21 protein-coding genes are annotated in these 25353 nt (G+C 59.6%); 15 read left to right on the forward strand and 6 right to left on the reverse strand.

Annotated features, from left to right (window positions below):
- Window positions 1-41 precede the first annotated feature (41 nt).
- From ACQUQP_RS19195 to ACQUQP_RS19225, 7 genes are all read left to right on the forward strand, one after another.
- Window positions 42-2441: a Lon protease family protein gene (locus ACQUQP_RS19195; RefSeq protein ID WP_432696635.1), complete on the forward strand. Its 2400-nt coding sequence runs from the start codon at window positions 42-44 to the stop codon at window positions 2439-2441.
- Window positions 2442-2453: 12 nt separating this feature from the next.
- Window positions 2454-3158 carry a hypothetical protein gene (locus tag ACQUQP_RS19200; protein WP_432696636.1) on the forward strand — a complete coding sequence of 235 codons (705 nt, stop codon included), beginning with the start codon at window positions 2454-2456 and terminating at the stop codon, window positions 3156-3158.
- Between the two features lie 77 nt (window positions 3159-3235).
- Window positions 3236-4081, forward strand: a complete 846-nt coding sequence (locus ACQUQP_RS19205) for an NAD(+)--dinitrogen-reductase ADP-D-ribosyltransferase (protein ID WP_432696637.1) — start codon at window positions 3236-3238, stop codon at window positions 4079-4081.
- Between the two features lie 317 nt (window positions 4082-4398).
- Window positions 4399-5526 carry an ABC transporter ATP-binding protein gene (locus ACQUQP_RS19210; RefSeq protein ID WP_432696638.1) on the forward strand — a complete coding sequence of 376 codons (1128 nt, stop codon included), beginning with the start codon at window positions 4399-4401 and terminating at the stop codon, window positions 5524-5526.
- Window positions 5527-5579: 53 nt separating this feature from the next.
- Window positions 5580-6638, forward strand: a complete 1059-nt coding sequence (locus tag ACQUQP_RS19215) for an ABC transporter substrate-binding protein (RefSeq protein ID WP_432696639.1) — start codon at window positions 5580-5582, stop codon at window positions 6636-6638.
- Window positions 6639-6719: 81 nt separating this feature from the next.
- The gene (locus ACQUQP_RS19220) at window positions 6720-7961 is read left to right on the forward strand and encodes an ABC transporter permease (protein WP_432696640.1); all 1242 of its coding nucleotides are present in this window, start codon (window positions 6720-6722) and stop codon (window positions 7959-7961) included.
- A 13-nt stretch (window positions 7962-7974) separates the two neighbouring features.
- Complete coding sequence (locus ACQUQP_RS19225; protein WP_432696641.1) at window positions 7975-8829, forward strand: ABC transporter permease; 855 nt, start codon at window positions 7975-7977, stop codon at window positions 8827-8829.
- Between the two features lie 321 nt (window positions 8830-9150).
- Here ACQUQP_RS19225 and putA read toward each other — a convergent pair whose 3' ends face one another.
- Entirely contained in the window at window positions 9151-12777 is a 3627-nt protein-coding gene (gene putA, locus ACQUQP_RS19230; RefSeq protein ID WP_432696642.1) for a bifunctional proline dehydrogenase/L-glutamate gamma-semialdehyde dehydrogenase PutA, read from the reverse strand.
- Window positions 12778-12956: 179 nt separating this feature from the next.
- Here putA and ACQUQP_RS19235 point away from each other — a divergent pair, with 179 nt between their 5' ends.
- A complete protein-coding gene (locus ACQUQP_RS19235) occupies window positions 12957-13409 on the forward strand; it encodes an Lrp/AsnC family transcriptional regulator (protein WP_432696643.1) in 453 nt (150 codons plus the stop codon).
- Window positions 13410-13565: 156 nt separating this feature from the next.
- On the opposite strand, the gene ACQUQP_RS19240 is transcribed toward ACQUQP_RS19235, so the two are convergent.
- Window positions 13566-14489 (reverse strand): LysR family transcriptional regulator, encoded by a 924-nt coding sequence (locus tag ACQUQP_RS19240; RefSeq protein WP_432696644.1) that lies wholly within the window; start codon window positions 14487-14489, stop codon window positions 13566-13568.
- 183 nt (window positions 14490-14672) lie between these two features.
- Here ACQUQP_RS19240 and ACQUQP_RS19245 point away from each other — a divergent pair, with 183 nt between their 5' ends.
- Window positions 14673-15932, forward strand: coding sequence for a LysR family transcriptional regulator (locus ACQUQP_RS19245; protein ID WP_432696645.1), 1260 nt, complete (start codon window positions 14673-14675; stop codon window positions 15930-15932).
- Between the two features lie 174 nt (window positions 15933-16106).
- Here the strand turns inward: ACQUQP_RS19245 and ACQUQP_RS19250 are convergent, their stop codons facing one another.
- From ACQUQP_RS19250 to ACQUQP_RS19265, 4 genes are read right to left on the reverse strand one after another with little or no spacing between them, the layout of a single operon-like run.
- Window positions 16107-16964, reverse strand: coding sequence for a class III extradiol dioxygenase family protein (locus ACQUQP_RS19250; protein WP_432696646.1), 858 nt, complete (start codon window positions 16962-16964; stop codon window positions 16107-16109).
- Window positions 16964-17320 (reverse strand): protocatechuate 3,4-dioxygenase, encoded by a 357-nt coding sequence (locus ACQUQP_RS19255; RefSeq protein WP_432696647.1) that lies wholly within the window; start codon window positions 17318-17320, stop codon window positions 16964-16966. Before ACQUQP_RS19255 ends, ACQUQP_RS19250 begins: the two co-directional genes overlap by 1 nt.
- A 56-nt stretch (window positions 17321-17376) precedes the next feature.
- Entirely contained in the window at window positions 17377-17832 is a 456-nt protein-coding gene (locus tag ACQUQP_RS19260) for a nuclear transport factor 2 family protein (RefSeq protein WP_432696648.1), read from the reverse strand.
- Window positions 17829-18545, reverse strand: a complete 717-nt coding sequence (locus ACQUQP_RS19265; protein WP_432696649.1) for an alpha/beta hydrolase — start codon at window positions 18543-18545, stop codon at window positions 17829-17831. Before ACQUQP_RS19265 ends, ACQUQP_RS19260 begins: the two co-directional genes overlap by 4 nt.
- A gap of 343 nt (window positions 18546-18888) precedes the next feature.
- Here ACQUQP_RS19265 and ACQUQP_RS19270 point away from each other — a divergent pair, with 343 nt between their 5' ends.
- From ACQUQP_RS19270 to ACQUQP_RS19295, 6 genes are all read left to right on the forward strand, one after another.
- Complete coding sequence (locus ACQUQP_RS19270; protein ID WP_432696650.1) at window positions 18889-19887, forward strand: TRAP transporter substrate-binding protein; 999 nt, start codon at window positions 18889-18891, stop codon at window positions 19885-19887.
- Window positions 19888-19905: 18 nt separating this feature from the next.
- Window positions 19906-20418, forward strand: coding sequence for a TRAP transporter small permease (locus ACQUQP_RS19275; RefSeq protein ID WP_432696651.1), 513 nt, complete (start codon window positions 19906-19908; stop codon window positions 20416-20418).
- On the forward strand, window positions 20415-21719 hold the full coding sequence (locus ACQUQP_RS19280; protein ID WP_432696652.1) for a TRAP transporter large permease: 1305 nt from the start codon (window positions 20415-20417) through the stop codon (window positions 21717-21719). Before ACQUQP_RS19275 ends, ACQUQP_RS19280 begins: the two co-directional genes overlap by 4 nt.
- Window positions 21720-22016: 297 nt before the next feature.
- A complete protein-coding gene (locus tag ACQUQP_RS19285) occupies window positions 22017-23072 on the forward strand; it encodes a Rieske 2Fe-2S domain-containing protein (protein WP_432696653.1) in 1056 nt (351 codons plus the stop codon).
- Window positions 23073-23144: 72 nt separating this feature from the next.
- Window positions 23145-24098, forward strand: coding sequence for a PDR/VanB family oxidoreductase (locus ACQUQP_RS19290; RefSeq protein WP_432696654.1), 954 nt, complete (start codon window positions 23145-23147; stop codon window positions 24096-24098).
- A 165-nt stretch (window positions 24099-24263) separates the two neighbouring features.
- The gene (locus tag ACQUQP_RS19295) at window positions 24264-25295 is read left to right on the forward strand and encodes a TRAP transporter substrate-binding protein (protein WP_432696655.1); all 1032 of its coding nucleotides are present in this window, start codon (window positions 24264-24266) and stop codon (window positions 25293-25295) included.
- The last annotated feature ends 58 nt before the right edge of the window (window positions 25296-25353 follow it).

Here is a 25353-nt window from a genome sequence, read left to right on the forward strand (position 1 = left end):
CTACGCTGTCTGTGGGACAGCCATGAATAAGGATGGGTGTAATGGATCTGAAACCGCTGGATGCTGACCAGCTCTATCACCGCTGCGACCTGAGCCAGTTCGGCTTCAGGTCCACCGCCGATCTGTCGCCGGAATTTGCCGCGCTCGGACAGGACCGTGCCATGGAGGCGATCAACTTCGCCGTGGGCATGAAGCACCCGGGCTATAACCTCTTTGTCAGCGGCTCCACCGGCATCGGCCGGCGCGAGCTGGTGGCCCGCACCATCAATGCCCAGGCTGCCCAGGGCGAAGCACCCCAGGACTGGGTGTATGTGCATAACTTTGAACGCAGCCACGAGCCGAAGATGCTCAGCCTGCCCCAGGGCCTCGGCCAGGCCCTGTCACGGGATATGCAGCAGCTGGTGGAACAACTGCTGATCCGCATCCCTGCCACGTTCAAGAGCGACGACTACCGCAACCGGGTACAGGAGCTGACCGACGAGTTCGAACAGCGCGAGGAAAACGAGTTCAAGGCGCTGGGCGAAAAAGCCCACGAGGACCAGATCACCCTGATGCGCACGCCGGCCGGCTATACGCTGGGGCCGCTGAAAGACGGCAAGCTGATGACACCGGACCAGTTCAAGGCGCTGCCCAAGGAGGAGCAGGACCGGATCAAGGCAGCCCTCGAGCGGCTCAACGCCGAGCTCACGGAGCTGGTGCGGGAGCTGCCCAGGCTGCAGCAGGAGCAACGCGAGGCGATCAAGGCGCTGGAGGACGAGGTCACCCACTCGATCATCGACCCGGCCCTGTCCCAGCTGCGCGACACCTACGGTACCGAAACCGAAGTGCTGGCATTTCTCGATCAGGTACACCAGGACATGATCGAGAACGTGGATGATTTTTTTGCGCCGGAGAAAGACGATAACGCCAAGACACCGCTGCACAAGCTCGCCAAGGGCGACAGTTTCCGCCGCTACCATATCAACCTGCTGGTCAGCCACAGCAGTGATGTGGGCTCCCCGGTGGTGGTGGAGGATATTCCCAGCTACCAGAACCTGGTCGGGCGGATCGAATACCAGTCCTACTTCGGCACCCTGAGCACCGACTTCAGCCTGATCCAGCCCGGTGCTCTGCACCGCGCCAATGGTGGCTACCTGATCGTCGACGCGCAGAAACTGCTCTCCTACCCCTTTGCCTGGGAAGGGCTGAAACGGGCCCTGCGCAACCACGAAATCCGCATCGACCCGCTGGAAAAAATGTACGGCATCAGCGGTACCCGATCACTGGAAGCGGAACCCATGCCGTTGAAGGTCAAGGTGATTCTGATCGGCGAACGGCGGCTCTACTACCTGCTCAAGGCCTACGACCCGGAGTTCAGTTCGCTGTTCAAGATCTACGCCGACTTCAACGAGCAGCTGGACCGCTCCCGGGACAATATCGAAAGCTATCTCGGCCTGATCACCCAACTGGTGCAGGAGGAGGCACTGGCACCCTTCGCCCTGTCGGGGCTTGAGCGGGTGATCGAACAGAGTTCACGCCGGGTGGATGACAGCGCCAAGCTCTCCCTCAATCGGGGCCAGCTGGTGGACCTGCTGCGCGAAGCCAGCTACTGCGCCACCCAGGCCGGCGCCAGCGAAGTGGCCGCCGAGCATGTCAGCCGTGCGCTGAAACTGGCGCGCACCCGCAGCGCCCAGTATTCCGAGGTGATGCAGGAACAGATCGAACGCGGCACCATTATGCTCGCCTCCAGCGGCACAGCCGTGGGCCAGGGCAATGGCCTGTCTGTATTCCAGCTCGGTGACCAGCGTTTCGGCAAGCCGGCCCGTATCAGCGCCACGGCGCGCCTGGGCAGCGGCAAACTGATCGATATCGAGCGCGAAACCGAGCTCGGCGGCCCGATCCACTCCAAGGGTGTGATGATTCTCGCCAACTGCATCGGTGCCCGCTACGCCCGCAACGCCCCGCTGTCACTGCACGCCAGCCTGGTGTTCGAGCAGTCCTACGGCATGGTCGATGGCGACAGCGCCTCCGCCATGGAGCTCTGTGTGCTGCTCTCCGCCATTTCGGGGCTACCGATCAAGCAGTCCTTAGCCGTCACCGGCTCGATCAACCAGCAGGGAGAAATCCAGGCGATCGGCGGCGTCAACGAAAAGATCGAAGGCTTCTTCGAACTCTGCCGCAACCGTGGCCTGAGTGGCGACCAGGGGGTGGTGATTCCGAAAACCAATGTGGACCACCTGATACTCGATAAAGAGGTGGTGCAGGCCTGCCGTGACCAGCAGTTCAGTATCTACGCCGTCAGTACCCTGGACGAACTGATCCAGCTGCTGTTCGAGCGCAAACCGGGCAACGCGGACGACAGCGGCCGCTACCCACCCGCCAGCGTCAATGGACGGGTTCAGCAGCAGCTGCTGGACTGGACCGAGCAGGCCCGCAAACTCAGCGGCAAGTCAGAGCAGTAACGAGGGGCCGTCATGATCCGGCAACTGCTGATTCGCTTCGACACCAGCCTTCCGGAACGCCAGGAACTGGCGCGCTGGGTGGCGCTGGCACGGGCCCTGGACGCCGACCTGCTGGCACAACTGGAGGAGGATGAAGCCCTCAACACCCTGGCCGAGCTCCCCTTTGCCACCGAAATCTGCCGCTCCAGCGCGACACACCGGCCCTTGAACAGCGCCAGCCTCGACCGGCGTATGCAGCGCCGGCTCAACCTGCTCAACCAGCTGCTCGCGGAGATCGCCCTGCAGCAGCCATTCAACTGGCAGGTCGATCGTGTCAGCCCCCATGCAACACGACGCCCCGAGGCGGATTCGGCACTGCTCTGCATCCGGGCAGGCTTCAAGCCCTACCGGGATGACCTGCGCCGCAGCAGCAAACCTCATCTGGCGGTTATCCACAGTGGCGACAGTGCCTCCGACCATGCTCTGGAGGACGCCCGCCGCATCGCCGCTGAACTGGACCTGCCCATCGTACTGCTGGCGCTGCCCGATTCACCCTGGCATCGCGCCCACGACCTGCCCCCCGGGGTTGCGCTGCGCACCGACCTGGCCACGCTGGAGAAAGCACAGCTCAAACCGCTGCTGCGCGCTTGGCACGTCAACCTGCTGATCCTTCCCGCCCCCCTGCTGCGCGACGAAGAGGCGCCCCTGTCGGAGGTGCCCACACTGATCACTCCCTGAGCCGCAACAGACCCAGATCAGCACCAGACCCGCTGTAAACCGCTAAGATCAAACATCCTCTCTGAACCGGACCCCCGATGACCACCAATCCGCCCTGCCCCCAGCCGCCGCGCAGCGCCCTGTTAGCGCTCAACCGCTGCAACCTGCCCGCCAAGGTCATCGCGAGCCTGGAATACCAGCTCGCCCCCGCACCGCTCGAGCTGGATGGAGTGAAGGCGCTCTACACCGACCTGCTGCAGCAGTTGGACAGGAGCGCCAGCGCAGAACAGCGCCTGGAGCGGTTCAGAAACTACATGACCCTGAGGTTCCGACTACCTGCCACTGATCTGCCGGACTCGGATCTGGACGAGCCTCAAGCGCGGCCCAAGGCGCACTACAAGCGTCTGCTGCGCGGCTGGTTCTTCGATTCCGACAGCCGCGAGGGTGCAGTCTGGAAAGGCTGGGTGGAATCGCGCTTCGGCCTGCTGACCCGCTTCCACCGCGAGCCGATCCCGGGGCCAGAAAGCGATGCCTACGATCGCTTCATGGAGGAGCGTGTGCGCGGCATCTACAACACCAACGCCCTGGAAACCCAGCTCGACCTGCTCTACACCTACTGTCAGTACGAACTGGCGCAGCGATATCCCTCACAGACCCACCTGAGGCTCTATCGCGGCAGTGTCGGCCACCTGTTCGGTGAATACCGGGGTAGGCCTCTCAAGCTGTTCAACAACCTGAGTTCATTCAGCCTGGATCCGGAAGAGGCGCTGCGCTTCGGCCACAGGATTCTGCAGGTGGAGGTACCGCTGACCAAGATTGTCTGTTTCGACAGCTTGCTGCCGGGGCAGTTACACGGCGAACAGGAATACATGGTTCTGGGCGGGCTGTACGAAGTGACGCCCTATCGGGGCGTGACCAGTGTCGAAGTGCATTCGACGGGTTGAGCGGCTATTAAACGCTTTAAGAAAGGTCAGGGAACGGATGTTACAAAACGAGCCACTCGTATCCTGACCACCCAGTCGAGAGAATTCAACTTTAGTTGAACCCTTTAAAAGCTATCTTTACTGCAAAAGTAAAATTTGACCAAAAATGTGCACAAAAAGCACAAAACCAGTGCATTTGTGCCTAGACTGCTTAAAGCGCCGTCTCAGGTTACCTCCTGAAACGACTGTAACGCGCCAGTTAGCAACAAGCTGGTACGTAGTTTGCCTTCAGGTAACACCATCGCGCGCCCATGGACAGCAATGTGAGGGGTTAAGAAGTGTCTGGTTCCGACGTCAACGACAAATACGTTCGCTTCATCAACGTCAAGAAAAGTTATGACCAGAAGAATCTGGTGGTAAAGAACTTCAACCTCGATATCCGTAAAGGCGAGTTCGTGACGCTGCTGGGTCCTTCCGGCTCCGGCAAGACCACCTGCCTGATGATGCTGGCAGGGTTCGAAGATGTCACCAGCGGCGCCATCGAGATCAACGGCAAGTCGGTACAGGATGTGGCGCCCTACCACCGCAATATCGGCATGGTGTTCCAGCACTACGCCCTGTTCCCGCACATGACCATCGCCGAAAATCTGGCCTACCCGCTGAAAGTGCGCAAACTGCCCGCCGCCGAGGTGAAGCAGAAGGTCAAGGACGCCCTGGCCCTGGTGGAACTCGATGCCTTTGGCAAACGTTACCCCGGACAGCTCTCCGGCGGCCAAAAGCAGCGTGTCGCCCTGGCCCGTTCGCTGATTTTCGAGCCCAGCATCGTGCTGATGGATGAGCCGCTCGGCGCCCTCGACAAGAACCTGCGTGAGCACATGCAGTACGAGATCAAACGTCTGCATGAGCAGCTCGGCTTCACCGCTATCTATGTGACCCACGATCAGACCGAAGCGCTGACCATGTCCGACCGCATCGCCGTGTTCAATGACGGCGTGGTGCAGCAGTGCTCGCACCCCTCGGCGCTGTACGAAACCCCGGCCAACTCCTTCGTCGCCGACTTTATCGGCGAGAACAACCACATTCACGGCACCGTGGAGGAGTGCAACGAGCAGACCGCCACCATCAGCCTGTCCCGTGGCGATCGCGTCACGGCACTGAATATCAACTGCCCGCCCCAAGGCGAGCCATGCATTCTGTCGGTACGGCCGGAAAACCTGTTTATCGCCGAGCCGGGCCGGGAATTCGATAACGTCATCAGTGCCGAATTTATCACCCGGCTCTATGTGGGCGATGCCATCCGCTACTTCTTCAAGATGAGCGACGGCGCCGAGCTGATGGTGAAAATGCTTAACGATCAGGATGCACCGGTCATCGAGCCGGGTTCCCAGACCCGCCTGACCTGGGCCACGGACCGTGGCCTGGCGCTCGACAAACCGGCCAGCAAGGATAGTGTCGCGGCAGCATGAGGCATGCCCGACGTCTATGGACCAATGACTCAATGTCTGGAAGAGGTGATCCAATGAAGAAGAAACTGTTAACCCTGGCGGCCGCTGCAGCCGTCAGCCTGTCTGCCAACCTGGCAAGCGCTGACGAACTGACCGCGGTCTCCTTCGGGGGCTCCTACGGAGCTGCGCAGCAGAAGCATATGATCGACCCGTACATGGAGAAAACCGGTACCAACATCCTGTTCGAGAACTACTCCGGCGGCGTCGCCGAGCTCAAGGCCCAGGTCGAGAGCGGCAACATTCTCTGGGATGTAATCGATATGGAAGTGATCGACCTGGAGCGCGCCTGCTCTGAAGGTCTGCTCGAAGTCTTCCCGATGGATCAGCTGCCCCCGGGCGACGATGGTACCCCCGCCGCCGAGGATTTCAGTGAGGACGCCCTGGCCAACGAGTGTGGCGTCGGCAACATCGTCTGGACCGTGCTCTATGCGTACAACCATGACACCATCGAAGGCGGCGAGCCCTCCTCGATGGAAGACTTCTTCGACACTGCCACCTTCCCGGGCAAGCGCGCCATGCGCAAGCGTCCGCAGGTAAACATGGAGTGGGCTCTGCTGGCTGACGGTGTACCCAAGGGCGAGGTTTACGACCTGCTTTCCACCGAGGAAGGCCAGGCCCGCGCCTTTGCCAAGCTCGACACCATCAAGGACGACATCGTCTGGTTCGACAGCTGGTCCCAGGCACCGCAGCTGCTGAACGACGGTGGCGCGGTCATGGTTCAGTCCGCCAACGGCCGTTTCTTCGCCGCCATCCAGGAAGAGAACAAGCCGTTTGAAATGGTCTGGGACGGTCATGTCTTCGACCTGGACGTCTGGGCAATCGTTGCCGGTACCGACAAGAAAGAGCTGGCGATCGACTTCATCAAGTTCGCCACCGGCTCCAAGCCGCTGTCCGGCATGCCTGACGTGGCTTACGGCCCAACCCGTCAGTCCTCCTACGCGTACATCGATGAAGCCATCGTGCCGAAGCTGCCGTCCGCTCACCTGGATGAAGGCCTGAAAGCCTCCTCCATCTTCTGGGCTGACTACGGCGAGTCTCTCGGCGAGAAGTTCAACGAATGGCTGCTGCAGTAAGCGGTTAAAGTTCGAGCACTTAAACGCGCACTACACCGGGCCGCCCTCGGCGGGTGGCCCGGCCTGACAGGGTTCTAACGCATGTCCAACCCAGAGTTGACGCCAGACGAGATCAGGCAGGCCGACCGCAACATCCGCCGCCGCAAATGGTTGGCGATCTTTTTCGTCGCGCCGCTGCTGCTGTTTATCTTCGTCACTTTTGTCGCCCCGATCGGGACGATGCTGTACCGCAGCTTCTACCACCCCACCGTCGCCGAGCTGATACCCGATACGCTGGCGCAACTGGATGACTGGAGCGAAGAATCCGGGGAGCTGCCGCCGACGGCCGCGCTCAACACCTTCGCCGTGGAACTGCAGACCCTGGCCGGCGAGCGCCGCTCCGGCAAACTGGCCGAAGAGATCAACCGCGCCTATCCCGGTGCCTCCAGCCTGATCAAGTCCACCGCACGCAAGGTGCGCCGCGTGGATCTCGCCGAGCTGCAAAGCAGTGGTGGCCAACTGGTACTGGATGCAAACAAGAAGTGGTTAGACGTAAACGTCTGGCGGGCGATGAAAAAGTCGGGGTCCGTCATCAAGGATGACTTCTACCTCACCGCCCTCGACCTGGAGCGCAATCCCCAGGGCGAGATCGTACAGCGGGATACCCAGATCTACCTGGATCTGTACTGGAAAAGTCTCAAGATCGCTTTCTACATCACCGCACTGACCGCGCTGATCGGCTTTCCGCTGGCCTGGTACCTGGCCAACGCGCCCTCGCGGATCGCCAATACACTGATGATTTTCGTGCTGCTGCCGTTCTGGACCTCGCTGCTGGTACGTACCACGGCCTGGATCGCACTGCTGCAGACCAACGGCGTGATCAACTCCACGCTGATGTCACTGCATATCATCGATGAGCCGCTGGAGCTGTTATACACCCAGTTCGCCACGGTAATCGCGATGACCCACATACTGATGCCGTTCATGATCCTGCCGCTGTACAGCGTCATGAAGGGGATAGATCCAAGCTACTTCCGTGCCGCCCTGTCGCTGGGCGCCAAGCCGATTCCGGCGTTTATTCGCATCTACCTGCCGATGACCGTACCGGGTCTCAGCGCCGGCGCACTGCTGGTGTTCATCATCTCCATCGGCTACTACATCACCCCCGCGCTGGTCGGTGGTACCGAGGGGCAGATGATCTCCAACATCATCGCCTTCCACATGCAGTCGTCCAACAACTGGGAGCTTGCCGCCGCGCTTGGTTCCCTGCTGCTACTGCTGATCACCCTGCTCTACTGGCTGTATGACCGCCTGGTGGGCATCAGTAACCTGAAGCTGGGCTGAGGAGTGCATTGAGATGGGTAAGTTTCCACGTTATTTCACAATCTGGCAGAAGCTGGGCCTGTCCGGCGTCAAGCTGACCGCCTACCTGGTACTGCTGTTCCTGATGGCGCCGATCCTGGTGATCATCCCGCTGTCGTTCAACGCCGAGCCCTTTTTCACCTTCACCGACGGCATGCTGGCGCTGGACCCCAACGCCTACTCGACCAAGTGGTACGAGGAGATCCTTGCCGACCAGAAATGGATCCTGGCGATCAAGAACAGCTTCTACATCGGCCTGATGGCGACGCTGATCGCCACGGTGCTCGGCACCACCGCCGCCATCGGCCTGAGCAGCGGCCAGATGCCGTTCCAGCGTATGATCATGGCACTGCTGCTGTCGCCGATGATCGTACCGCTGATCATCACCGCGGCGGGCATGTTCTTCTTCTACACCCAGCTGGATATCGCCGGTAGCTACATCGGCGTGATTCTGGCCCACGCCGCCCTGGGTACGCCCTTTGTGGTGATCACGGTGAACGCGGCGCTGGCGGGGTTCGATTATTCGCTGGTGCGCGCCTCCCTGGGGATGGGCGCCAAGCCGGTCTACACCTTCTTCAAGGTGATCATGCCGCTGATCCGCCCCGGCGTTATCTCCGGTGCCCTGTTCGCTTTTGTCACCTCCTTTGACGAGGTGATCGTGGTGCTCTTCCTGGCGGGTCCCGAACAGCGCACCATTCCGCGCCAGATGTTCTCCGGCCTGCGCGAGGAGATCAACCCGACCATCCTTGCCGTGGCCACCCTGCTGGTGATCATCTCCGGTCTGCTGCTGCTGACCATGGAATACCTGCGCGCCCGCGGTGAGAACATGCGTCTTGGCGCGATCGAATAAAATGTTAAAAAACGCAAAAAGCCCGGACGCTGCCTGACAGCGCCCGGGCTTTTTCACGGAACGTCGATCTGCCCTTTTGGACTCGCCGCGTTCCTCTATAGGCTCAGTCCAAGTTCAATAAAGGGGCATATGCCTCAATTGGACGAGCGGATAAAACTGCCCTCTTCATCTGACTCTATCGCAACCGACACATCAGCTTCCTTACTCTGTGCTTCCCCGTCCTGCAACGCGCCAACGCTGTTCATCTATACCTCTGAATTAAATTCACTAATGCTTATTTTTATTGGTGCCGAATTTTAACGTCACGGCCTTTGGCCTGACTTACTCAGATGCGGCGATCAGACTTGCATTACCGCCAGCAGCCGTCGTATCGACACAGAGGTGGCGCTCGATCACGTAGCGTTCGGCCAGCAGGTGCTCGGTCAGCAGCGGCAGCAGGGCTCCGCTGCGCTCGGCCAGCGCCTGGCGGTACTCCTTCAGCATGTCGGGTCCTGCACAGCTGATCACCGCGTCGAAACCGCTGGCGAGAATCAGCGCCTCCGGTTGCAGCACGCCATCAATACCGATCACCGGTAGCCCGGCTTCGGCGGCCCCTGCAAGCGCAGTAGCAGCGCCCGGGGCGATAACAACCGCCTTGTTGCCCTGGGAGAGCGCCACGACCGCCTGTTCCAGCGCTGTCGTACTGTCCGGGCCCAGGCAGAGAATCAATCCACGTGGGCAGTTGGACAGGCGGTTCAACTCGCCGGTCGGTCCCGGCAGCAGCTCAGGTTCCGCATCCAGCGCCGCTGGCGCCTTGGGGAAAAACGGCTTGAGCGCAGCGCCACGGGCCTCCACATCCGGAGCCTCAACATCGGCAAGCTGGCTGAGCCCAGCCTTCAGCTTATCGGCACCTACAACGACGGCCGCGTCGGCAGCGTCACACGGAGAAACGGCGCTGTTCTTGAAACGGCGCACATAGTGCGGACCGCCCGCTTTCGGCCCGGTACCGGACAGGCCTTCACCACCGAACGGCTGGGAGCCAACAATGGCGCCGATCTGGTTACGGTTCACGTAGGTGTTACCCACCTTGATCCGGTTGACGATGCGGTTCACACGGCTGTCCACACGGGTGTGCAGACCGAAGGTCAGACCGAAGCCCTTGGCGTTGATATCGTCCACCACCTTGATCAGCTCATTGGCTTCAAAGGTAGCCACGTGCAGTACCGGGCCGAAGATCTCCTCTTCGAGTTCTTCGATACCGTCCAGGCGGATCACCGTCGGCGCCACAAAGATCCCCTCTTGCGGCTTCGCCAGGGACTTCAGCACCCGGCCTTTCTGGGCGAACTTCTCGCAATGGTTCTCGATCTTCGCCTGGGCGACCTTGTCGATCACCGGCCCCACATCGGTGGAGAGCTCCCAGGGATTACCCATACGCAGCTCATCCATGGCCCCGAACAGCATCTCCAGCAGATGATCAGCGATATCTTTCTGCACGTAGAGCATGCGCAGCGCAGAGCAGCGCTGGCCGGCACTCTGGAAAGAGGACGCCAGCACATCGCGCACCACCTGTTCCGGCAGTGCCGTGGAGTCAACGATCATGGCGTTGAGACCGCCGGTTTCCGCCACCAATGGAGCATCGGGCGCCATTTTCTCCGCCATCACGCGGTTGATGATCTGCGCTGTACCGGTGGAGCCGGTGAAGCAGACACCGTTGATGCGCGGATCAGAGGTCAACGCCGCACCCACCGAAGCACCGGCGCCCGGCAACAGCTGTACCACCTCTTTCGGGATGCCTGCCTCATGCATCAGCTCCACGGCGCGGGTCGCGATCAGCGGCGTCTGGTCCGCGGGCTTGGCCAGCACACTGTTGCCTGCCGCCAGCGCCGCCAGGACCTGGCCGGTGAAGATCGCCAGCGGGAAGTTCCACGGCGAGATACAGGTGATCACACCCCGGGCGTCGCCTTCACCATCGATACGCACGCCCTCATTGGCGTAGAAACGGGCGAAGTCCACAGCCTCTCGCACCTCGGCGATGGCGTCGAGCAGCGTCTTGCCTGCCTCGCGGGAGGTCAGCGCAAACAGCTCGTGGGTGTTCTGTTCATACAGGTCGGCAACGCGATCGATTCGCGCGGCACGCTCCTCGGCAGAGAGCTGGGACCAGCTCGCAAAGCCCTGCTGGGAAGCAACAATCGCATTCTCGATATCTTCCGGCGCGGACAGGGTCAGCTGACCGACCAGGTCGTTCGGATCGGCCGGGTTACGCACCTCTTTCTGCTCGGCACCTACCACTGATCCAGCCAGTACCGGGCCGCCTTTCCAGGTGGAGCTGCGGAAGGCGCCACGCTGGGCTTCCATGAATTCCACTTCCACCGGATCGGTCAGATCCCAGCCCTTGGAGTTACGGCGACCTTCACCGAACAGATCCTGCGGACGCACGATCTTGTTGCTGGAGACGTTCTCGCCCAGCGACTGCACCAGTGCCACCGGATCGCGGGCGATCTGCTCCGGCGTAATGCGGGTATCGACAATCTGGTTAACGAAGGAGCTGTTGGCGCCGTTCTCCAGCAGACGACGTACCAGGTAAGCAAGCAGGTCCTGGTGTGCACCTACAGGCGCGTAGATGCGGCAGCGCTTGCCGTCGCCGTTCATCAGCGCTTCGTGCAGAGATTCCCCCATGCCGTGCAGACGCTGGAACTCGAAGCAGTCACGCCCCTTGGCCAGCTCAACGATGGCGGAAACGGAGTGAGCGTTGTGGGTGGCAAATTGCGGATAGATGCGATCGGTCATGCCCAGCAGTTTTTCCGCACAGGCCAGGTAAGAGACATCGCTGCACGCCTTGCGGGTATAGACCGGGAAACCATCCAGCCCCATCACCTGGGCACGCTTGATCTCGGCGTCCCAATAGGCGCCTTTTACCAGACGCACCATGATGCGACGATCCAGCTTTTCCGCCAGGGCATAGAGCCAGTCCAGCGCCTGGGAGGCGCGCTTGCCGAACGCCTGCACCACCACGCCGAAGCCGTCCCACCCAGCCAGCTCCGGGTCGGACAGAATCGCTTCAATCACATCGAAGGAAAGGTCCAGACGATCCGCCTCTTCCGCATCGATGTTGAAGCCCATGTTGGCGGCTTTCGCCTGCTTCACCAGCTCCAGCGCACGGGGCACCAGCTCGCTCATCACACGGTCGCGCTGACCGTATTCGTAGCGCGCATGCAGGGCGGAGAGTTTCACCGAGATACCGGGGTTGTCACGGATATCCTCATGCTTGCAGTTCAGCGCCAGCGCCTTGATCGCACTGGCGTAGTCACGCTGATAGCGCAGCGCATCCGCATCGGTGCGCGCCGCTTCGCCAAGCATGTCGTAGGAGTAGGTGTAGCCCCTGGATTCATACTTGCGGGCGTTTTTCTGCGCCTCTTCGATGGTGCGACCGAGCACAAACTGACGCCCCATCTCTTTCATCGCCTGATGCGCCACGGTACGCACCATCGGGTCGCCCATGCGCTTGACCAGCTGGCGCAGGGTTTCCACCAGGCTGCGGGTATCGGACGGACTGATCACCTTGCCAGCCATCATCAGGCCCCAGGTGGTGGTGTTGATCAGCGATGAGTTGGATTTACCGCGATGTTCGCTCCACTTGCCGGAGGAGATCTTGTCCTCGATCAGCTCATGGATGGTGACGTTATCCGGCACACGCAGCAGCGCTTCCGCCAGGCACATTAGTGCTACGCCTTCCTTGGTGGTCAGGCCGTACTCGGCGAGGAACTTCTCCATCATGGTCGGTTTGGAGTTGCTACGCACATCGCGGACCAGATCAGCCGCACGCCCGGAGATCGCTTTGCGCACCTGCTCGGAGAGGTTTGCCTGGGCAATCAGCTCGCTGATAACGCGGTGCTCATCGGCCAGATAATTGGCCCGCATCGCTTCGCGGCTTGTTTCCATTGTCGGTTGTGTAGTCTGCATCTGAGCCATGGTCGTCGCTCCTCCTTATACGTTTTCTTGCCGATGCATTCTACGCAAGCTATCGCATACACTTTTCCTATATAGAAAACATCAACGTGGTATATCGACTTTTATTCAAATACCAAAATGACTTTTGTCCTGTTAAATTAGCGTAAATAGTCAATTTCACCAGCGGCTGCGCTAATACCATGAACGATCTGGATAAATTCGACCGGGCCATCATCACGGAGCTGCAGCTCGATGCCCGAGTTACGGTCACCAGCCTGGCGGCGAAGGTGGGGCTATCCAAGACCCCCTGCCAGATCCGCATGCGGCGGCTGGAGGAGCAGGGTTATATCCGCGGCTACACCGCACTGATCGATCAGAAAAAGATGGGGCTGGACCATATCGCCTTTGCCCAGGTGACGCTTAACGACACCAGCACCGCCGCGCTGGAAGCGTTCAATGCCGCGACGCGGAAGATCTCAGCGGTGGAGGAGTGTCACATGATCGCCGGTAACTTCGACTACCTGCTTAAGGTCAGAACCCGCAACATGGAGGAGTACCGGGCAGTATTGGGCGAGCAGATCTCCGCCCTGCCCCATGTGCTTCAGACCAGTACGTTTGTGGTGATGGAAAACGTCAAAGACACCCGCGGATGAGACTGCCAGGCTGGCCTGCTCTCGGTGTTGGACTTTTTCGACCATGCATCTGTGTTGGACTGCCCCACTATGCCTACAAAAGTCCGCCTTGATAGCAAACCAGCCTGGAAGCCTCGTTTACAGGACTATTACCCCTAGCTTTTCTGTTTTTCACTGTTAATCACAGTGATCGAAGATCGGGTTGCAGGCGCCCTGGGCGTTGAGTTGCTCGATCGCCAGCCTGAGCCACTCACACATCGCTTCGACCCGGGCAAGACGTTCCTTACGCCGCGGTATATAGGCTTTATACCAGCGATCCTGGGGCGGAAAGTGCTCCAGCAACGGCACGATATTTCCAGACTCCAACCCCTTGTGGGCGATATAACGCGGCAACACCGAAATCCCCAGCCCACGCTCAACACCCCTGCAGAGAGTGTGGTTGTCATCCGATGACAGTCGCGTCTGCACATCCACGTACAGCGGGCCGCGCTCGGACTCAAACGCCCAGGTGGTGCCTTGTGGGCTAAAGGTCAGGCAGGTGTGATCCACCAGATCGCTGGGGTGATTGATGGGCAGCGCCTTTGCCAGGTATTCAGGTGACGCGCAGAGCAGCACATTGGTGGGCGCCAGCGGCACCTGGCTGACGCCGTCGTAGTGAGCTAGACGGCCACTGACCATGATATCCACATCCTCCTCCAGCGGGCTCACCGAGCGATCCGCCAGCACAGTTTCCACCGTGATGCGGTCATGCACCTTCATGAACTCGACGATGGCATTCGACAGGTGCGCCATCGACAGCGTCGTTGGCAACATCAAGCGAAGATGCCCTTCCAGCTTGCCGTCATCGCGCCGGGCATCCTTGAGCAGCTCCTCGAACTCCATCAGCGAATGCCGCACCCGCGGCAGCAGCCTCTGGCCCGCATCGGTAATAGTAATGGTGCGGGTGGAGCGCTCGAACAATCGCGAGCCCACGGACTTTTCCAGCTGCGCGATCCGCTTCGCCACCACCGAGGGCACCACATGCAGGTGCCGCGCGGCAGAGGCGAAGCTGCCATGATTGGCCACCGCCAGAAAGGTACGCAGATTGGTGATCATATCCATAAGGAGCCCCTCGGCTTCGGTCAGTGTGCTGGCAAAAGCGCCTGTTTAAGGACCGTATCTTTAGTTATTAATTCCATTTTGCGCTCAATAAATGCGCGATTAAGATGTTTTGATTCCAACCATGATCGATTAGGCTTTGATCCAGATCAATAAATATAACAATCAGCCTCCCGGAGGCGCCTCATGCAGTCCACTCCGAGCACAAACCCCGACTTCAAGCCCAACATGCGCCGTCTGCGCGCCGTGGTCACCGTCGCCGACATCGGCGGCGTTATGCGTGCCGCCGAAGCTCTGCACCTGTCTCAGCCTTCGGTGACCCGTGCCGTTCGCGAACTGGAATCATCCCTCGGTGTCGAGCTGTTCCAGCGCCACCACAGCGGCATGATCTGCACCGAGATCGGCGAGATCGTGGTGCGCCGCCTGCGCCGGGCATTGGGCCACCTGACCGATGCAGAGGCTGGGCTCGCCGCGCTGGAACCCGAAGGCAACTTCGAACGCCTGGCACAACGCCTTTCCTACCGACAACTCACGGTGCTGGTCGCGCTGGCCGATTTCCAGGTAGAACCCCTGGCCGCACAACACCTGAACCTGACCCAACCAGCCATCAGCAGCAACCTGCGTGATCTGGAACGTCAGCTGGGTGTTGCCGTTTTTTTGCGCACCCAGCAGGGGATGCGCCCCACCCAATGTGGCGCGCTGTTGATCCACCACGCCAAGGTAGCGCTGCGCGAACTTTGCCTGATCTCCCAGGATCTGCACGCCTGGCAGGATAATGGACGCGGGCACCTGGTGATCGGTGCGCTGCCCATGTCCAGCTCGCTACTGGTTCCCCGCGCCCTGGATCGCCTGACCCGGGAGATGCCGGGCGTCAAAGCCACGCTTATTGATGGCACCTACGAATCCCTGATCACCGCCCTGCGTAACGGCGAGATCGATATTCTGGTCGGCGCCCTGCGCGAGACCCCGGTTTACCCAGAGATCACCCAGACGGCTCTCTATGAGGATCGTCTGGCCGTGGTCGCCCGCCATGATCATCCGCTGGCCCGCCGCGACGATCTGACGCTGAGAGCCCTGCGGAACGCCAACTGGATCGCGCCGCGTCAGGGCACGCCAGCGCGCCGCTGTTTTGAGAAGGAGTTCCACGATGCCGGCCTCGAAGCACCGGAGATCGGCATCGAAGCGGGCAACCTGATCACGATTCGTTCCCTGCTGCTCGACAGCGATCGACTCACCCTGATGTCACCGCACCAGGTTCATTTCGAGGTCCACGGCGGTCAACTGACGCTGCTGCCGGTGCCACTTAAAGGTAGCCGGCGCGAGATCGGCATGCTGATCCGGAACGACAGTAAGCCGTCCCAACCGCTGAACACCCTGTGCCAGATTCTGGCCGATATCGGCAGTAACTTGAGCCTGACCGGTGGCGATAAACGCCACTTCCATTAACAGGACGTCGCAAAGCTATCTGCGTTGCCGAATGCCGCGTCAAAAACAGGCTCAAAATGCTCATTTAGACGACTAAACTGCGCTTTTTCGCCTGTTTTTTCCTTGCCTCGGCTGCCTCGATAACGCTTTTCAACACCCTGCTATGTATGATTTCTTACTTCGGCAGATTCACGGCTATGCCGGGGTATTGCCCTCGTTTTCCAAAGCAAGCACGGCCATGCCGGTGGTCATCGGTGCGTAGTAGAAACGGTGAACCTCTTTCACCTGCTCGGTCATCGCACCGCGCATCACCAGCCACATGATCACCTCACCGCCCTCGGCACCCGCGGCGGTCATCACCTCTTTATGGGACAACGAAGCCAGCGCCTTGGGATCGTCCTGGATATTCTGCAGCCAGGCCTGGTCCCACTCTTCGTTGATCAGGCCGAAACGTTCGCCATTGAGCTGATGGGAAAGCCCGCCGGTACCGACAATCGCCACGCGCAGATCCTCAGGGTAGGACTCCACGGCACGGCGTAGCGCCTGGCCGAGCTTGAAGCAGCGCTGTCCGGTGGGCAGCGGATGCTGGATCACGTTCACCAGCAGTGGCACCACTTTTACCGGCCATTCGTCTTCGCCCGGCTCCCAGAGCAGCGGCATGGCGGTAAGAAAACCGTGGTCCAGCGCCATCTCCTGGCACAGGGTCATATCGAATTCATCGCCCACCAGTGAATTGGCCAGGTGCTCGGAGAAGTTCGCATCGCCGGGGAATTCCGGCAGCGGCCGCTTGCCGTAGCCTTCATCGGCCACCTGGTAGCTGTCCGCCACGCCCATGGCAAAGGTCGGGTAACGGTCTAGGAAGAACTCGGTGCCATGGTCGTTGTAGACCAGGATCACCACATCGGCTTTGACCTCTTCTTCCAGCCAGCGTTTGACCGGCTCATAGCCATCGAACAGCGGCTGCCAGGCCGGATCCGCCTGTTTTTTCTGATCGTAGGCCCGGCCTATAGAGGGCACATGGGAGGAGCCGATACCTGCAACTATCTTCGCCATCAGGTGGCCTCCGGTACATTTCGTGTTTTAAGAAAATCCTCGTAGCTCTCACCGCGCATCTGTGCGCCGATGGGGTAGAGCCCATGGCCGACAGTCGCGCCCAGCTTAAGGAAAAAGAACAGATTGCCGCCCAGACGGGTCAGCTGCAGCCAATCACGATCGCGAATCGCCTGCTTCTGCTCCTCTGACAGGTTGTAGCGCGCCATGTACGCCTCTTCGTCGGCGAGATAAGCCTCGCGGTTTTCGGCATAGCGCAGCGAGTTACACATTTTGTTCACGGCATATCCCTTGCGGGATAAATTCAGGTCGAACACGTACGTGCCGGGTATGCCCCAGCGGTCCTGGTCTACTGACATTAGGATTGCTCCGAAGCTGAAACGCGTTACTTTCTAAACCCGTTAGAAGTCTGCGTTTACAGGGTTTGATGCAGGGTAAAACTGGCCCGGCGCTCGGCGATCAACCAGCGGCCAGCTTCGAACACACAGAGGTCATCGAACTCGCCCACCATGATCCTCGCCTCGGCGGGTGGGCCAAGGTGATCCCCGGCATCTTCGCGCTTGTCGGCACCAAACACCTGGGCATAACAGCGAACCCGGGCACGCTCGGCGCTTTCGATATCGATACGGAAGTTGCTGCAAAGATGGCGCGTTAGCCGATGCTCGGGGCGCGCGTTGTAGGATTCAAAGATCGCCTCTCGCCCCTGCAGCGGTTTATCCGGTGCGGTGGGGCGGTACAGAACCCCCTCTGTTACAAAAAGCTCCGCCAGTTGCCGGAACTCCCGACTGTCGGCAAAGTGCGCGGCATCCAGCACCAGCCGGGTCAGATCGCGCTCGATCTTGAGCTGCTGCAGAAGATCCAGATCGCTCATAGCTCAGCCTCCAGCCACTGCTTGATCGCCGCCGACACCTCATCCGGCCGCTCCATGGTGCTCATATGGCCCGCATCCTCAATGGCACCAAGCTGAGCGTTCGCCACCAACTCGGCCATCTCCTCGTGCCGTTCCAGTGGGCTCCAGCTGTCCTGACGCCCGCACAGCAGCAGGGTTGGGCAGGTCAGTGACTCCAGCACCGGCGTGGCGTCCGGGCGGTTCAACAGCGCATTGATCTGGGCGGCGAAGATCTCCGGCGTCTTGCGCTCGATCATCGCCAGAATATCTTCGATGAGCGCTTTGTCATCAAGACGGTCGGGATGCACCATGCCCTGGACCCACTGCTGGCCCATGACGCGCATTCCCTCTTCCCGGGCCTTGTTCAGCAGCGCAAAACGCCCGGCCTGCTCTTTATCACCTGCCTCGCCTGCGGCACGGGGCTTGTAGCCGGTATCCATCAGGATCAGGTGAGTGACTCGCTCCGGCGCCTTGCGGCACACCTCAAGCGCCACACGCCCACCCATGGAGTGCCCGGCGAGCACAAAACGCTGCGGTGCGTTCGCTAGCACCCGATCCGCCATCTCACCGATAGTTTCGGCCATGCCATAATCGGCAATCTGGCAATCAATCATCGGCACCAGCGCCTTTACCTGCTCTGTCCAGACCGCGTCATCGCACATCAGACCCGGCAGCAACATCATCTGAGGAAGCATTCCCAACCCTCGTCTTGTTCATCTCTTTAGCCCATCGTGCGGGCCGGATTTCATTGGTTCCATACTGGCACCGCACTAGGCCAGCAGACCAATAGTTTTCCCCATCAGCGCCATTCATTTTTCTTATTAACCGCGACCTGCACACAACAAATAGGAAAAACGTATGCCCGATCGGTGTTTTTGCATTGGTTATTGCTAACCTCCAGAGAGTAGGCTCGAAAGTAGAACTAAAGCCACGAATGGGCCAAGGCAGCGAAAGGTTCCTTAACAGGCCACCTGACCGACTAGCCCCATTCATCGCTTCCAAAGTCCTGAAAACAACAAAAACACAGGAGCCATCCCGATGGACCTATCTCTGCGTAAAGCCCTTCTCTGCCTCGCATCCAGCGCCGCGCTGCTGACCGCCAACATCGGCCAGGCCGCTGAAGAACTGAAGCTGGCCCACTTTGTATCCACCACCCATGTACTCAACAAATCGATTATCGATCCATTGAAGGAACAGGTTGAGAACAAAACAAACGGTGATCTGACCATTAAGGTGTACCCGGGCGGCGAACTGGGAAGTGGCCCAATGGAACAGTACGTGCGTGCGCTGCAGGGCGTAGCCGATATCACCTGGGGCCTGTCCGGCTATACCTCGTCCCAGTTCAAAAAATCGATGGTCGTGGAACTGCCCGGCGTGATTCCGGAAGGCACCAGTGGCTACGATATGCTCTGGAACGCCTACGACAGCCAGCTGAAAAGCGAATTCCCCGGCACCAAGCCACTGGCGCTCTGGGTCAGCGAACCCAACGTACTGATCATGAAAGACAAGGAGATCCGTTCACCTGAAGATCTCGAGGGGCTGAAGATCCGCGTATCCGGCGCCATGACCGGCAAGCTGATCGAAGCCTACGGTGCTACTCCGGTACAGATGAGCGCCGGCGAAATCTACAACTCTCTGCAGACCGGCCTGATTGACGGTGTCGCAACAGGGGCCAGCGCGATCAACGACTTCAAACTGGATGAGGTGGCCACCACTTATACTGTCGGCGCCCCGCTGGGACATATCATGTTCTACCTGGTAATGAACCAGAAAAAATACGACAGCCTCTCCGACGAGCAGAAAGCGGCTATCGACGCCAGCAGTGGCAGAGAGCTTTCTAAAAGCGGCGAGATGGCCTGGAATAAGTTGGCCGTTGAAACCATGGACCGACTGCGAGCCGATACCGACTCTACCGTTGTCGACCTGACAGAAGAGCAGATCGCAGCGTTCAGCGCTATCGCCGAGCCGTTTGTCGAAAAGAGCCTGGAAGAGATCGATGGCGGTAAAGCCGTACTCGACGCCATGCTCAAGCAATAAGCCCGGATAATCGAATCTATGGCAACGCTCACAAGACCCTTGATCGTTCTGACGGACAGGCTTATCAGCCTGTCCAGCATTTTCTCCACCGCAGTGCTGCTACTGGTGCTGGTGACCATCCTGGTGGATGTGATCGGCCGTTTCTTCGGTAGCCCGCTCTCCGGTTCTCAGGACCTGACACAGATGGCGATGGTGTTGATCGTCTTCGGCGGCATGGCCTACTGCGAAAAGAACAGTGGCTTTATCGCCGTGGATCTGTTCGAGAGAATGTTTCCGCCGCTGATGAACCGTGTTCTCGATATCATCGGCCATCTGGCCGGCGCTGCGCTGTTCGCAGCGATCGGTTACACCGTCATCGAAGCCGCCGAGATCTCACAGATGCTGGGCCTGAGCACCAATATTCTTGGTTTGGAAAAGGCGCCCTTTCAGTACGCACTGGCTGGCTTTTCTTTGCTGACCGCCCTGAGTCTACTGTTGAAGTCGATCAACCACCTGCTATCCCTGTTTGTCGCCCGTGAGGTAAACGAATGAGTAGTGAAATCATTGGCGCTCTGGGCATCCTGGCGTTACTGCTGCTGATGATGCTGCGCATCCCGGTGGCATTCGCCATCGCCGTTGTCGGTCTGGTCGGCATCACCATTCTGGACAGCAGCACCTCCGCCATGAGTGTACTGGCCAGCGAAAGCTTTACCCTGGCATCCAATGCCGATCTTATCGTGGTCCCGCTGTTTATCCTGATGGGTAATATCGCCACCGAAACCGGCATGAGCCGTAAACTCTATGATGCCGCCTATGCGCTGATCGGCTCCGTCCGCGGCGGCCTGGCCTCTGCCACGGTCATCGGTTGCGCTGGTTTTGCTGCCCTTTGCGGTTCATCCGTGGCATCCGCGCTGACCATGGGCAAGGTTTCCCTGGCGGAGATGCGCCGCTTCAACTATTCGCCCAAGCTGTCGGCCGGCGCCGTCGCGGCAGGCGGCACCCTGGGTATTCTGATTCCGCCTTCCACCGGCTTTGTGATCTACGCCATCCTCACCGAGCAGTCGATCGGCCGCCTGTTCCTGGCCGGTGTATTGCCGGGGATACTGCTCTGCCTGCTGTTTATCGCGTGGATTTTTGTACAGTCCTACCTCAAGCCAGAGAGCGCACCGGCCGGCCCTAAAACCAGCTGGCGCGAGAAAGGCGACGGGCTGCTGGGCGCTGTACCGATCCTGATGATCATCCTGCTGACCATCGGCGGTATCTACACCGGTATTTTCTCCCCGGTAGAGGCGGCTGCCGTGGGCGCGGGCCTTGCCATCGTTTTCGGTGTCGCCATGCGCAAGCTGACTATGAAAGCGACCTGGCGTGCGGCACAGAGCACACTGACCACCACCTCCACGGTGATGATTATCCTGATCGCCGCTCACCTGCTGAACCCATTCCTGGCGCTGAGTCATATCCCGCAGAACCTGGGTCATTTCCTCACCGGGCTGGATGTAAGCCCGATTCTGATCCTCTGCCTGATCCTGGCCTGCTACGTGGTACTGGGTTGTTTCCTGGAAGGCTTCTCCATGCTGGTGTTGACCATGCCGATCTTCTTCCCGGTAATCACGAACCTAGGCTTCGATCCGATCTGGTTTGGTGTCGTAGTGGTACTGGCGCTGGAGATGGGGCTGATAAGTCCGCCAGTAGGTATCAACGTGTTTATTGTTAAATCGGTGGCTCCGGATATCCGCCTGCAGGATATCTTCTCCGGCATCATACCGTTCTGGCTGGTGATGATTCTGGCCGTGGTTCTGCTGGTTGCCTTTCCGCAGATCGCCCTACTGCTGCCGAACACGATGATGAACTGAGACTCCCCAGCATTAGTTAACAATCTTCCCTATCCCCGTTCCTCCGGGGCGCAGTTTTCCAGCCGGACCTTTGAGTCCGGCTTTTTTCTGCCCAATACGCGGATTCTGGACTATCGTTACTGCAGCCAGAAAAGATGCCATTGGATCCAATAACCCAAGATAATCCGCATAACCGAAAAACTTTTATCTAATACTTAAATACTATGGATCCATTCTGGCCTTTTCTGCGTTAAATAAGGCAATATAGGTTCCTGTTGGATACATAAATACAAGAAGCACCAATCGAAGGAGTCCGTCATGTTCACCAAGAACTGCTGGTACGTGGCCTGTACACCCGATGAATTCGCCGAGAAACCGCTCGGCCGACAGATCTGTGGTGAACGTATTGCGTTTTACCGCAACACAGACGGAAAAGTAGGCGCCGTCGAGGATTTCTGCCCCCACCGGGGCGCCCCGCTCTCCCTGGGTTATGTTGAAGATGGCGGCCTTGTCTGCGGCTACCACGGCCTGAAAATGGGCGCGGACGGCAAGACTATCTCCATGCCGAAACAGCGCGTAGGTGGCTTCCCCTGCATCAAGAGCTTCCCCGTTGAAGAGCGCTACGGCTTTGTCTGGGTCTGGACCGGCGACGCCAGCCTGGCCAACCCCGACGATATCCCCCACCTGGAGTGGGCAGTCAGCGACGACTGGGCCTACGGTGGCGGTCTCTACCACATCAAATGCGATTACAAGCTGATGATCGACAACCTCATGGACCTGACCCATGAGACCTACGTCCACTCCACCAGCATCGGTCAGAAAGAGATCGACGAAGCGCCGGTCAAAACCAAGGTGGTCGATGGCGAGGTGCAGACCGTCCGCCATATGGAAAACATCAAGGCACCACCCTTCTGGCAGGCTGCACTCAAAGCCAACGGTCTGGACCCTGATGCCGACGTGGACCGCTGGCAGATCTGCCGTTTCAATCCGCCCAGCCATGTGATGATCGAGGTTGGCGTAGCGCTGGCCGGCAATGGTGGCTATGACGCCGATCCGCAGCACAAAGCCAACAGCATCGTGGTCGACTTTATCACCCCGGAAACCGAGACCAGTCACTGGTACTTCTGGGGCATGGCGCGCCACTTCAAGCCGACAGATGAAGCGCTGACCGACCAGATCCGCGAGGGCCAGGGCCAGATCTTCGGCGAAGACCTGGAGATGCTGGAGCGCCAGCAGCGCAACATCCTCGAGTTCCCCGAACGTAACCTGCTCAAACTCGATATCGATTCCGGGGGCGTTCAGGCACGCCGCATCATCGACAAGCTGCTGGAAAAAGAGCAGCAGAACAGCAAGATCGCCAGCGTCAGCCCCTGACCCTGGCAGCCGGTATCAGCTATTTATAATTAGAAAAAAGCTCGCCCGCGTGTCGGGACAGGAGACAGTGCCGTGATAGATGTAAACGTCGTCAGCAAAAGCTACGAAACCGACGATATCTGCCTGCTTGAACTGGCCCGACCGGATGGCGCCGCCTTGCCGCCGTTCAGTGCCGGAGCCCACATCGAGCTGCATCTGCCAGGCGGGCTGGTACGCCAGTATTCCCTCTGCAACCACCCAAGCGAAAGCCACCGCTACGAGATCGGTGTGCTGCGCGATCCCGAATCCCGGGGTGGCTCCGCCGCCGTGCACGACCAGGTGAATGAGGGCGATGCGCTGCAGATCAGCGAGCCGCGCAACCTGTTTCCGCTGGAGCACAGTGCCGAGCATCATCTGCTGATCGCCGGCGGTATCGGCGTGACGCCGATTCTCTGCATGGCAGAGCGTCTGGCCCATCAGGGCGCCTCGTTCGAGATGCACTACTGCACCCGCAACGCGGACCAGACCGCCTTCCGCCAGCGCATTCAGCAATCGGACTTTGCCGACCGGGTGAGTTTTCATCACAGCCGTGACGAGCCCTCTACCCGCATGGATGCCGCCGCACTGCTGGGCTCACCCAAGCCCGGCACTCACCTGTACGTCTGTGGCCCCAACCCGTTTATGGACCATGTCCTGGAAACGGCTCGGGCCGCCGGCTGGGAGGACAGCCAGCTGCATCGCGAATACTTTGCCGCCGAGGCGATCAATCATGATGATGATGGCGCCTTTGAAGTGCAGCTCGCCAGCAGCGGTGAGGTGATCGAGATACCGGCCGACAAGTCGGTGCTCGAAGTGCTGTTGGACAAGGATATGGATGTACCCTTCTCCTGCGAAGAGGGCGTCTGCGGCACCTGTGCCGTGCGCCTGCTCGAAGGAGAACCGGACCACCGTGACGTGTTCATGACACCCGCGGAGCACGCCAGCAACGAGGAGTTCGCGCCTTGCTGCTCGCGTGCCAAAAGCAAACGCCTGGTGCTGGATATCTGAGGAAGCGATGAACTTGTTCATGCATCCTTAAGCACCCTTGCCTTAAAACCAAGGGCTTATAACCAGTGCATAAAAACCAACCAACCCCATAAAAAACCATAACAACAACGCCTGATCACTCACAGCTTTTGAGTAGGGCGCTATAACAATAAACAGGATCATCTAATGAAACTGACACAGCTTGCTGCCGCCATCGCCACCACCGCTACAATGACCCTGGGCGCTGTCCAGGTTCAGGCCGCCGACGTTACCCTGCGTTTCGGCCACATCTGGCCTGCCGTGGCTGGCACCCACAAAAACATCTTCCAGCCCTGGGCTGACCAGGTACAGAAAGAATCCGATGGCCGCATCGCGGTAGAGATCTATCCGTCGGGTACCCTGGCCAAACCGCCGGCTCAGTACGACGCGGTTACCAACCGCATCATGGACGTGACCGCTACCGTCCAGGGCTACTCCGCCAACCGTTTCCCGCTAACCCAGGTAGTGGAACTGCCGGGCGTGGTCAAAACCGCGGTGCAGGGCTCTTGCATACTCCAGAGTCTGTATGACGAAGGCCTGATCGACTCCGAGTATCAGGATACTCACCCGCTGTTCTTCTTCACTCACGGTCAGGGCCACCTGCACAGCACCGACAAGCTGGTAAAAGTGCCGGAAGACCTGGAAGGTATGCGTATCCGCCGCCCGACCACCGTGGTTGGCGACATGCTGTCCCGCTTGGGCGCCCAGCCGGTCGGCATGCCGGCTCCGGAAACCTATCAGTCTGCCCAGCGTGGTGTAATCAACGGCATCATGTTCCCCTGGGAAGGCCAGCTCTCCTTCCGCCTGAACGAACTGACCCCCTACCACACCGAAGTGGGTGGTCTGTACTCCCTGTCGTTCATCGCCACCATGAACAAGGATGTCTACAACGGTCTGCCGGATGATCTGAAGCAGGTCATCGACCGCGCTTCTGGCCAGGCCTGGGCGAAGATCGCCGGCGTCAACTACGACCAATCCGATGAAATCGGCCGTCAGCAGGCGATCGATAAAGGTGACGAGATCTACACCGTTGAAGGCGGCGCCGAAAACCCGGCCTGGAAACCAGTACTGGATGAAGCCACCGAAAGCTATCTGGCTTCCCTGGAAGAGAAAGGCCTGCCTGGCCGCGAGGTCTACGCCCGCGCGCTGGAGCTGAGCGCAAGCTGCCCGACTGAGTAAACCTCTCTACAGGTTGGCAGGAGGAACAGACTCCTGCCAACCTGTTTCCAGAGACAGG

It is taken from the genome of Marinobacterium sp. YM272 (genome assembly GCF_050908845.1).
In the GTDB taxonomy this organism is placed as follows: domain Bacteria; phylum Pseudomonadota; class Gammaproteobacteria; order Pseudomonadales; family Balneatricaceae; genus Marinobacterium_D.

What these genes read in the sequence shown, in the direction of transcription:
- ACQUQP_RS19220 (WP_432696640.1), top strand. Translation starts at nt 6,720, where the DNA reads ATGTCCAACCCAGAGTTGACGCCAGACGAGATCAGGCAGGCCGACCGC.
- ACQUQP_RS19215 (WP_432696639.1), top strand. Translation starts at nt 5,580, where the DNA reads ATGAAGAAGAAACTGTTAACCCTGGCGGCCGCTGCAGCCGTCAGCCTG.
- putA (WP_432696642.1), bottom strand. Translation starts at nt 12,777, where the DNA reads ATGGCTCAGATGCAGACTACACAACCGACAATGGAAACAAGCCGCGAA.
- ACQUQP_RS19245 (WP_432696645.1), top strand. Translation starts at nt 14,673, where the DNA reads ATGCAGTCCACTCCGAGCACAAACCCCGACTTCAAGCCCAACATGCGC.
- ACQUQP_RS19285 (WP_432696653.1), top strand. Translation starts at nt 22,017, where the DNA reads ATGTTCACCAAGAACTGCTGGTACGTGGCCTGTACACCCGATGAATTC.
- ACQUQP_RS19195 (WP_432696635.1), top strand. Translation starts at nt 42, where the DNA reads ATGGATCTGAAACCGCTGGATGCTGACCAGCTCTATCACCGCTGCGAC.
- ACQUQP_RS19205 (WP_432696637.1), top strand. Translation starts at nt 3,236, where the DNA reads ATGACCACCAATCCGCCCTGCCCCCAGCCGCCGCGCAGCGCCCTGTTA.
- ACQUQP_RS19250 (WP_432696646.1), bottom strand. Translation starts at nt 16,964, where the DNA reads ATGGCGAAGATAGTTGCAGGTATCGGCTCCTCCCATGTGCCCTCTATA.
- ACQUQP_RS19255 (WP_432696647.1), bottom strand. Translation starts at nt 17,320, where the DNA reads ATGTCAGTAGACCAGGACCGCTGGGGCATACCCGGCACGTACGTGTTC.
- ACQUQP_RS19225 (WP_432696641.1), top strand. Translation starts at nt 7,975, where the DNA reads ATGGGTAAGTTTCCACGTTATTTCACAATCTGGCAGAAGCTGGGCCTG.
- ACQUQP_RS19270 (WP_432696650.1), top strand. Translation starts at nt 18,889, where the DNA reads ATGGACCTATCTCTGCGTAAAGCCCTTCTCTGCCTCGCATCCAGCGCC.
- ACQUQP_RS19200 (WP_432696636.1), top strand. Translation starts at nt 2,454, where the DNA reads ATGATCCGGCAACTGCTGATTCGCTTCGACACCAGCCTTCCGGAACGC.
- ACQUQP_RS19235 (WP_432696643.1), top strand. Translation starts at nt 12,957, where the DNA reads ATGAACGATCTGGATAAATTCGACCGGGCCATCATCACGGAGCTGCAG.
- ACQUQP_RS19260 (WP_432696648.1), bottom strand. Translation starts at nt 17,832, where the DNA reads ATGAGCGATCTGGATCTTCTGCAGCAGCTCAAGATCGAGCGCGATCTG.
- ACQUQP_RS19265 (WP_432696649.1), bottom strand. Translation starts at nt 18,545, where the DNA reads ATGCTTCCTCAGATGATGTTGCTGCCGGGTCTGATGTGCGATGACGCG.
- ACQUQP_RS19240 (WP_432696644.1), bottom strand. Translation starts at nt 14,489, where the DNA reads ATGGATATGATCACCAATCTGCGTACCTTTCTGGCGGTGGCCAATCAT.
- ACQUQP_RS19295 (WP_432696655.1), top strand. Translation starts at nt 24,264, where the DNA reads ATGAAACTGACACAGCTTGCTGCCGCCATCGCCACCACCGCTACAATG.
- ACQUQP_RS19280 (WP_432696652.1), top strand. Translation starts at nt 20,415, where the DNA reads ATGAGTAGTGAAATCATTGGCGCTCTGGGCATCCTGGCGTTACTGCTG.
- ACQUQP_RS19275 (WP_432696651.1), top strand. Translation starts at nt 19,906, where the DNA reads ATGGCAACGCTCACAAGACCCTTGATCGTTCTGACGGACAGGCTTATC.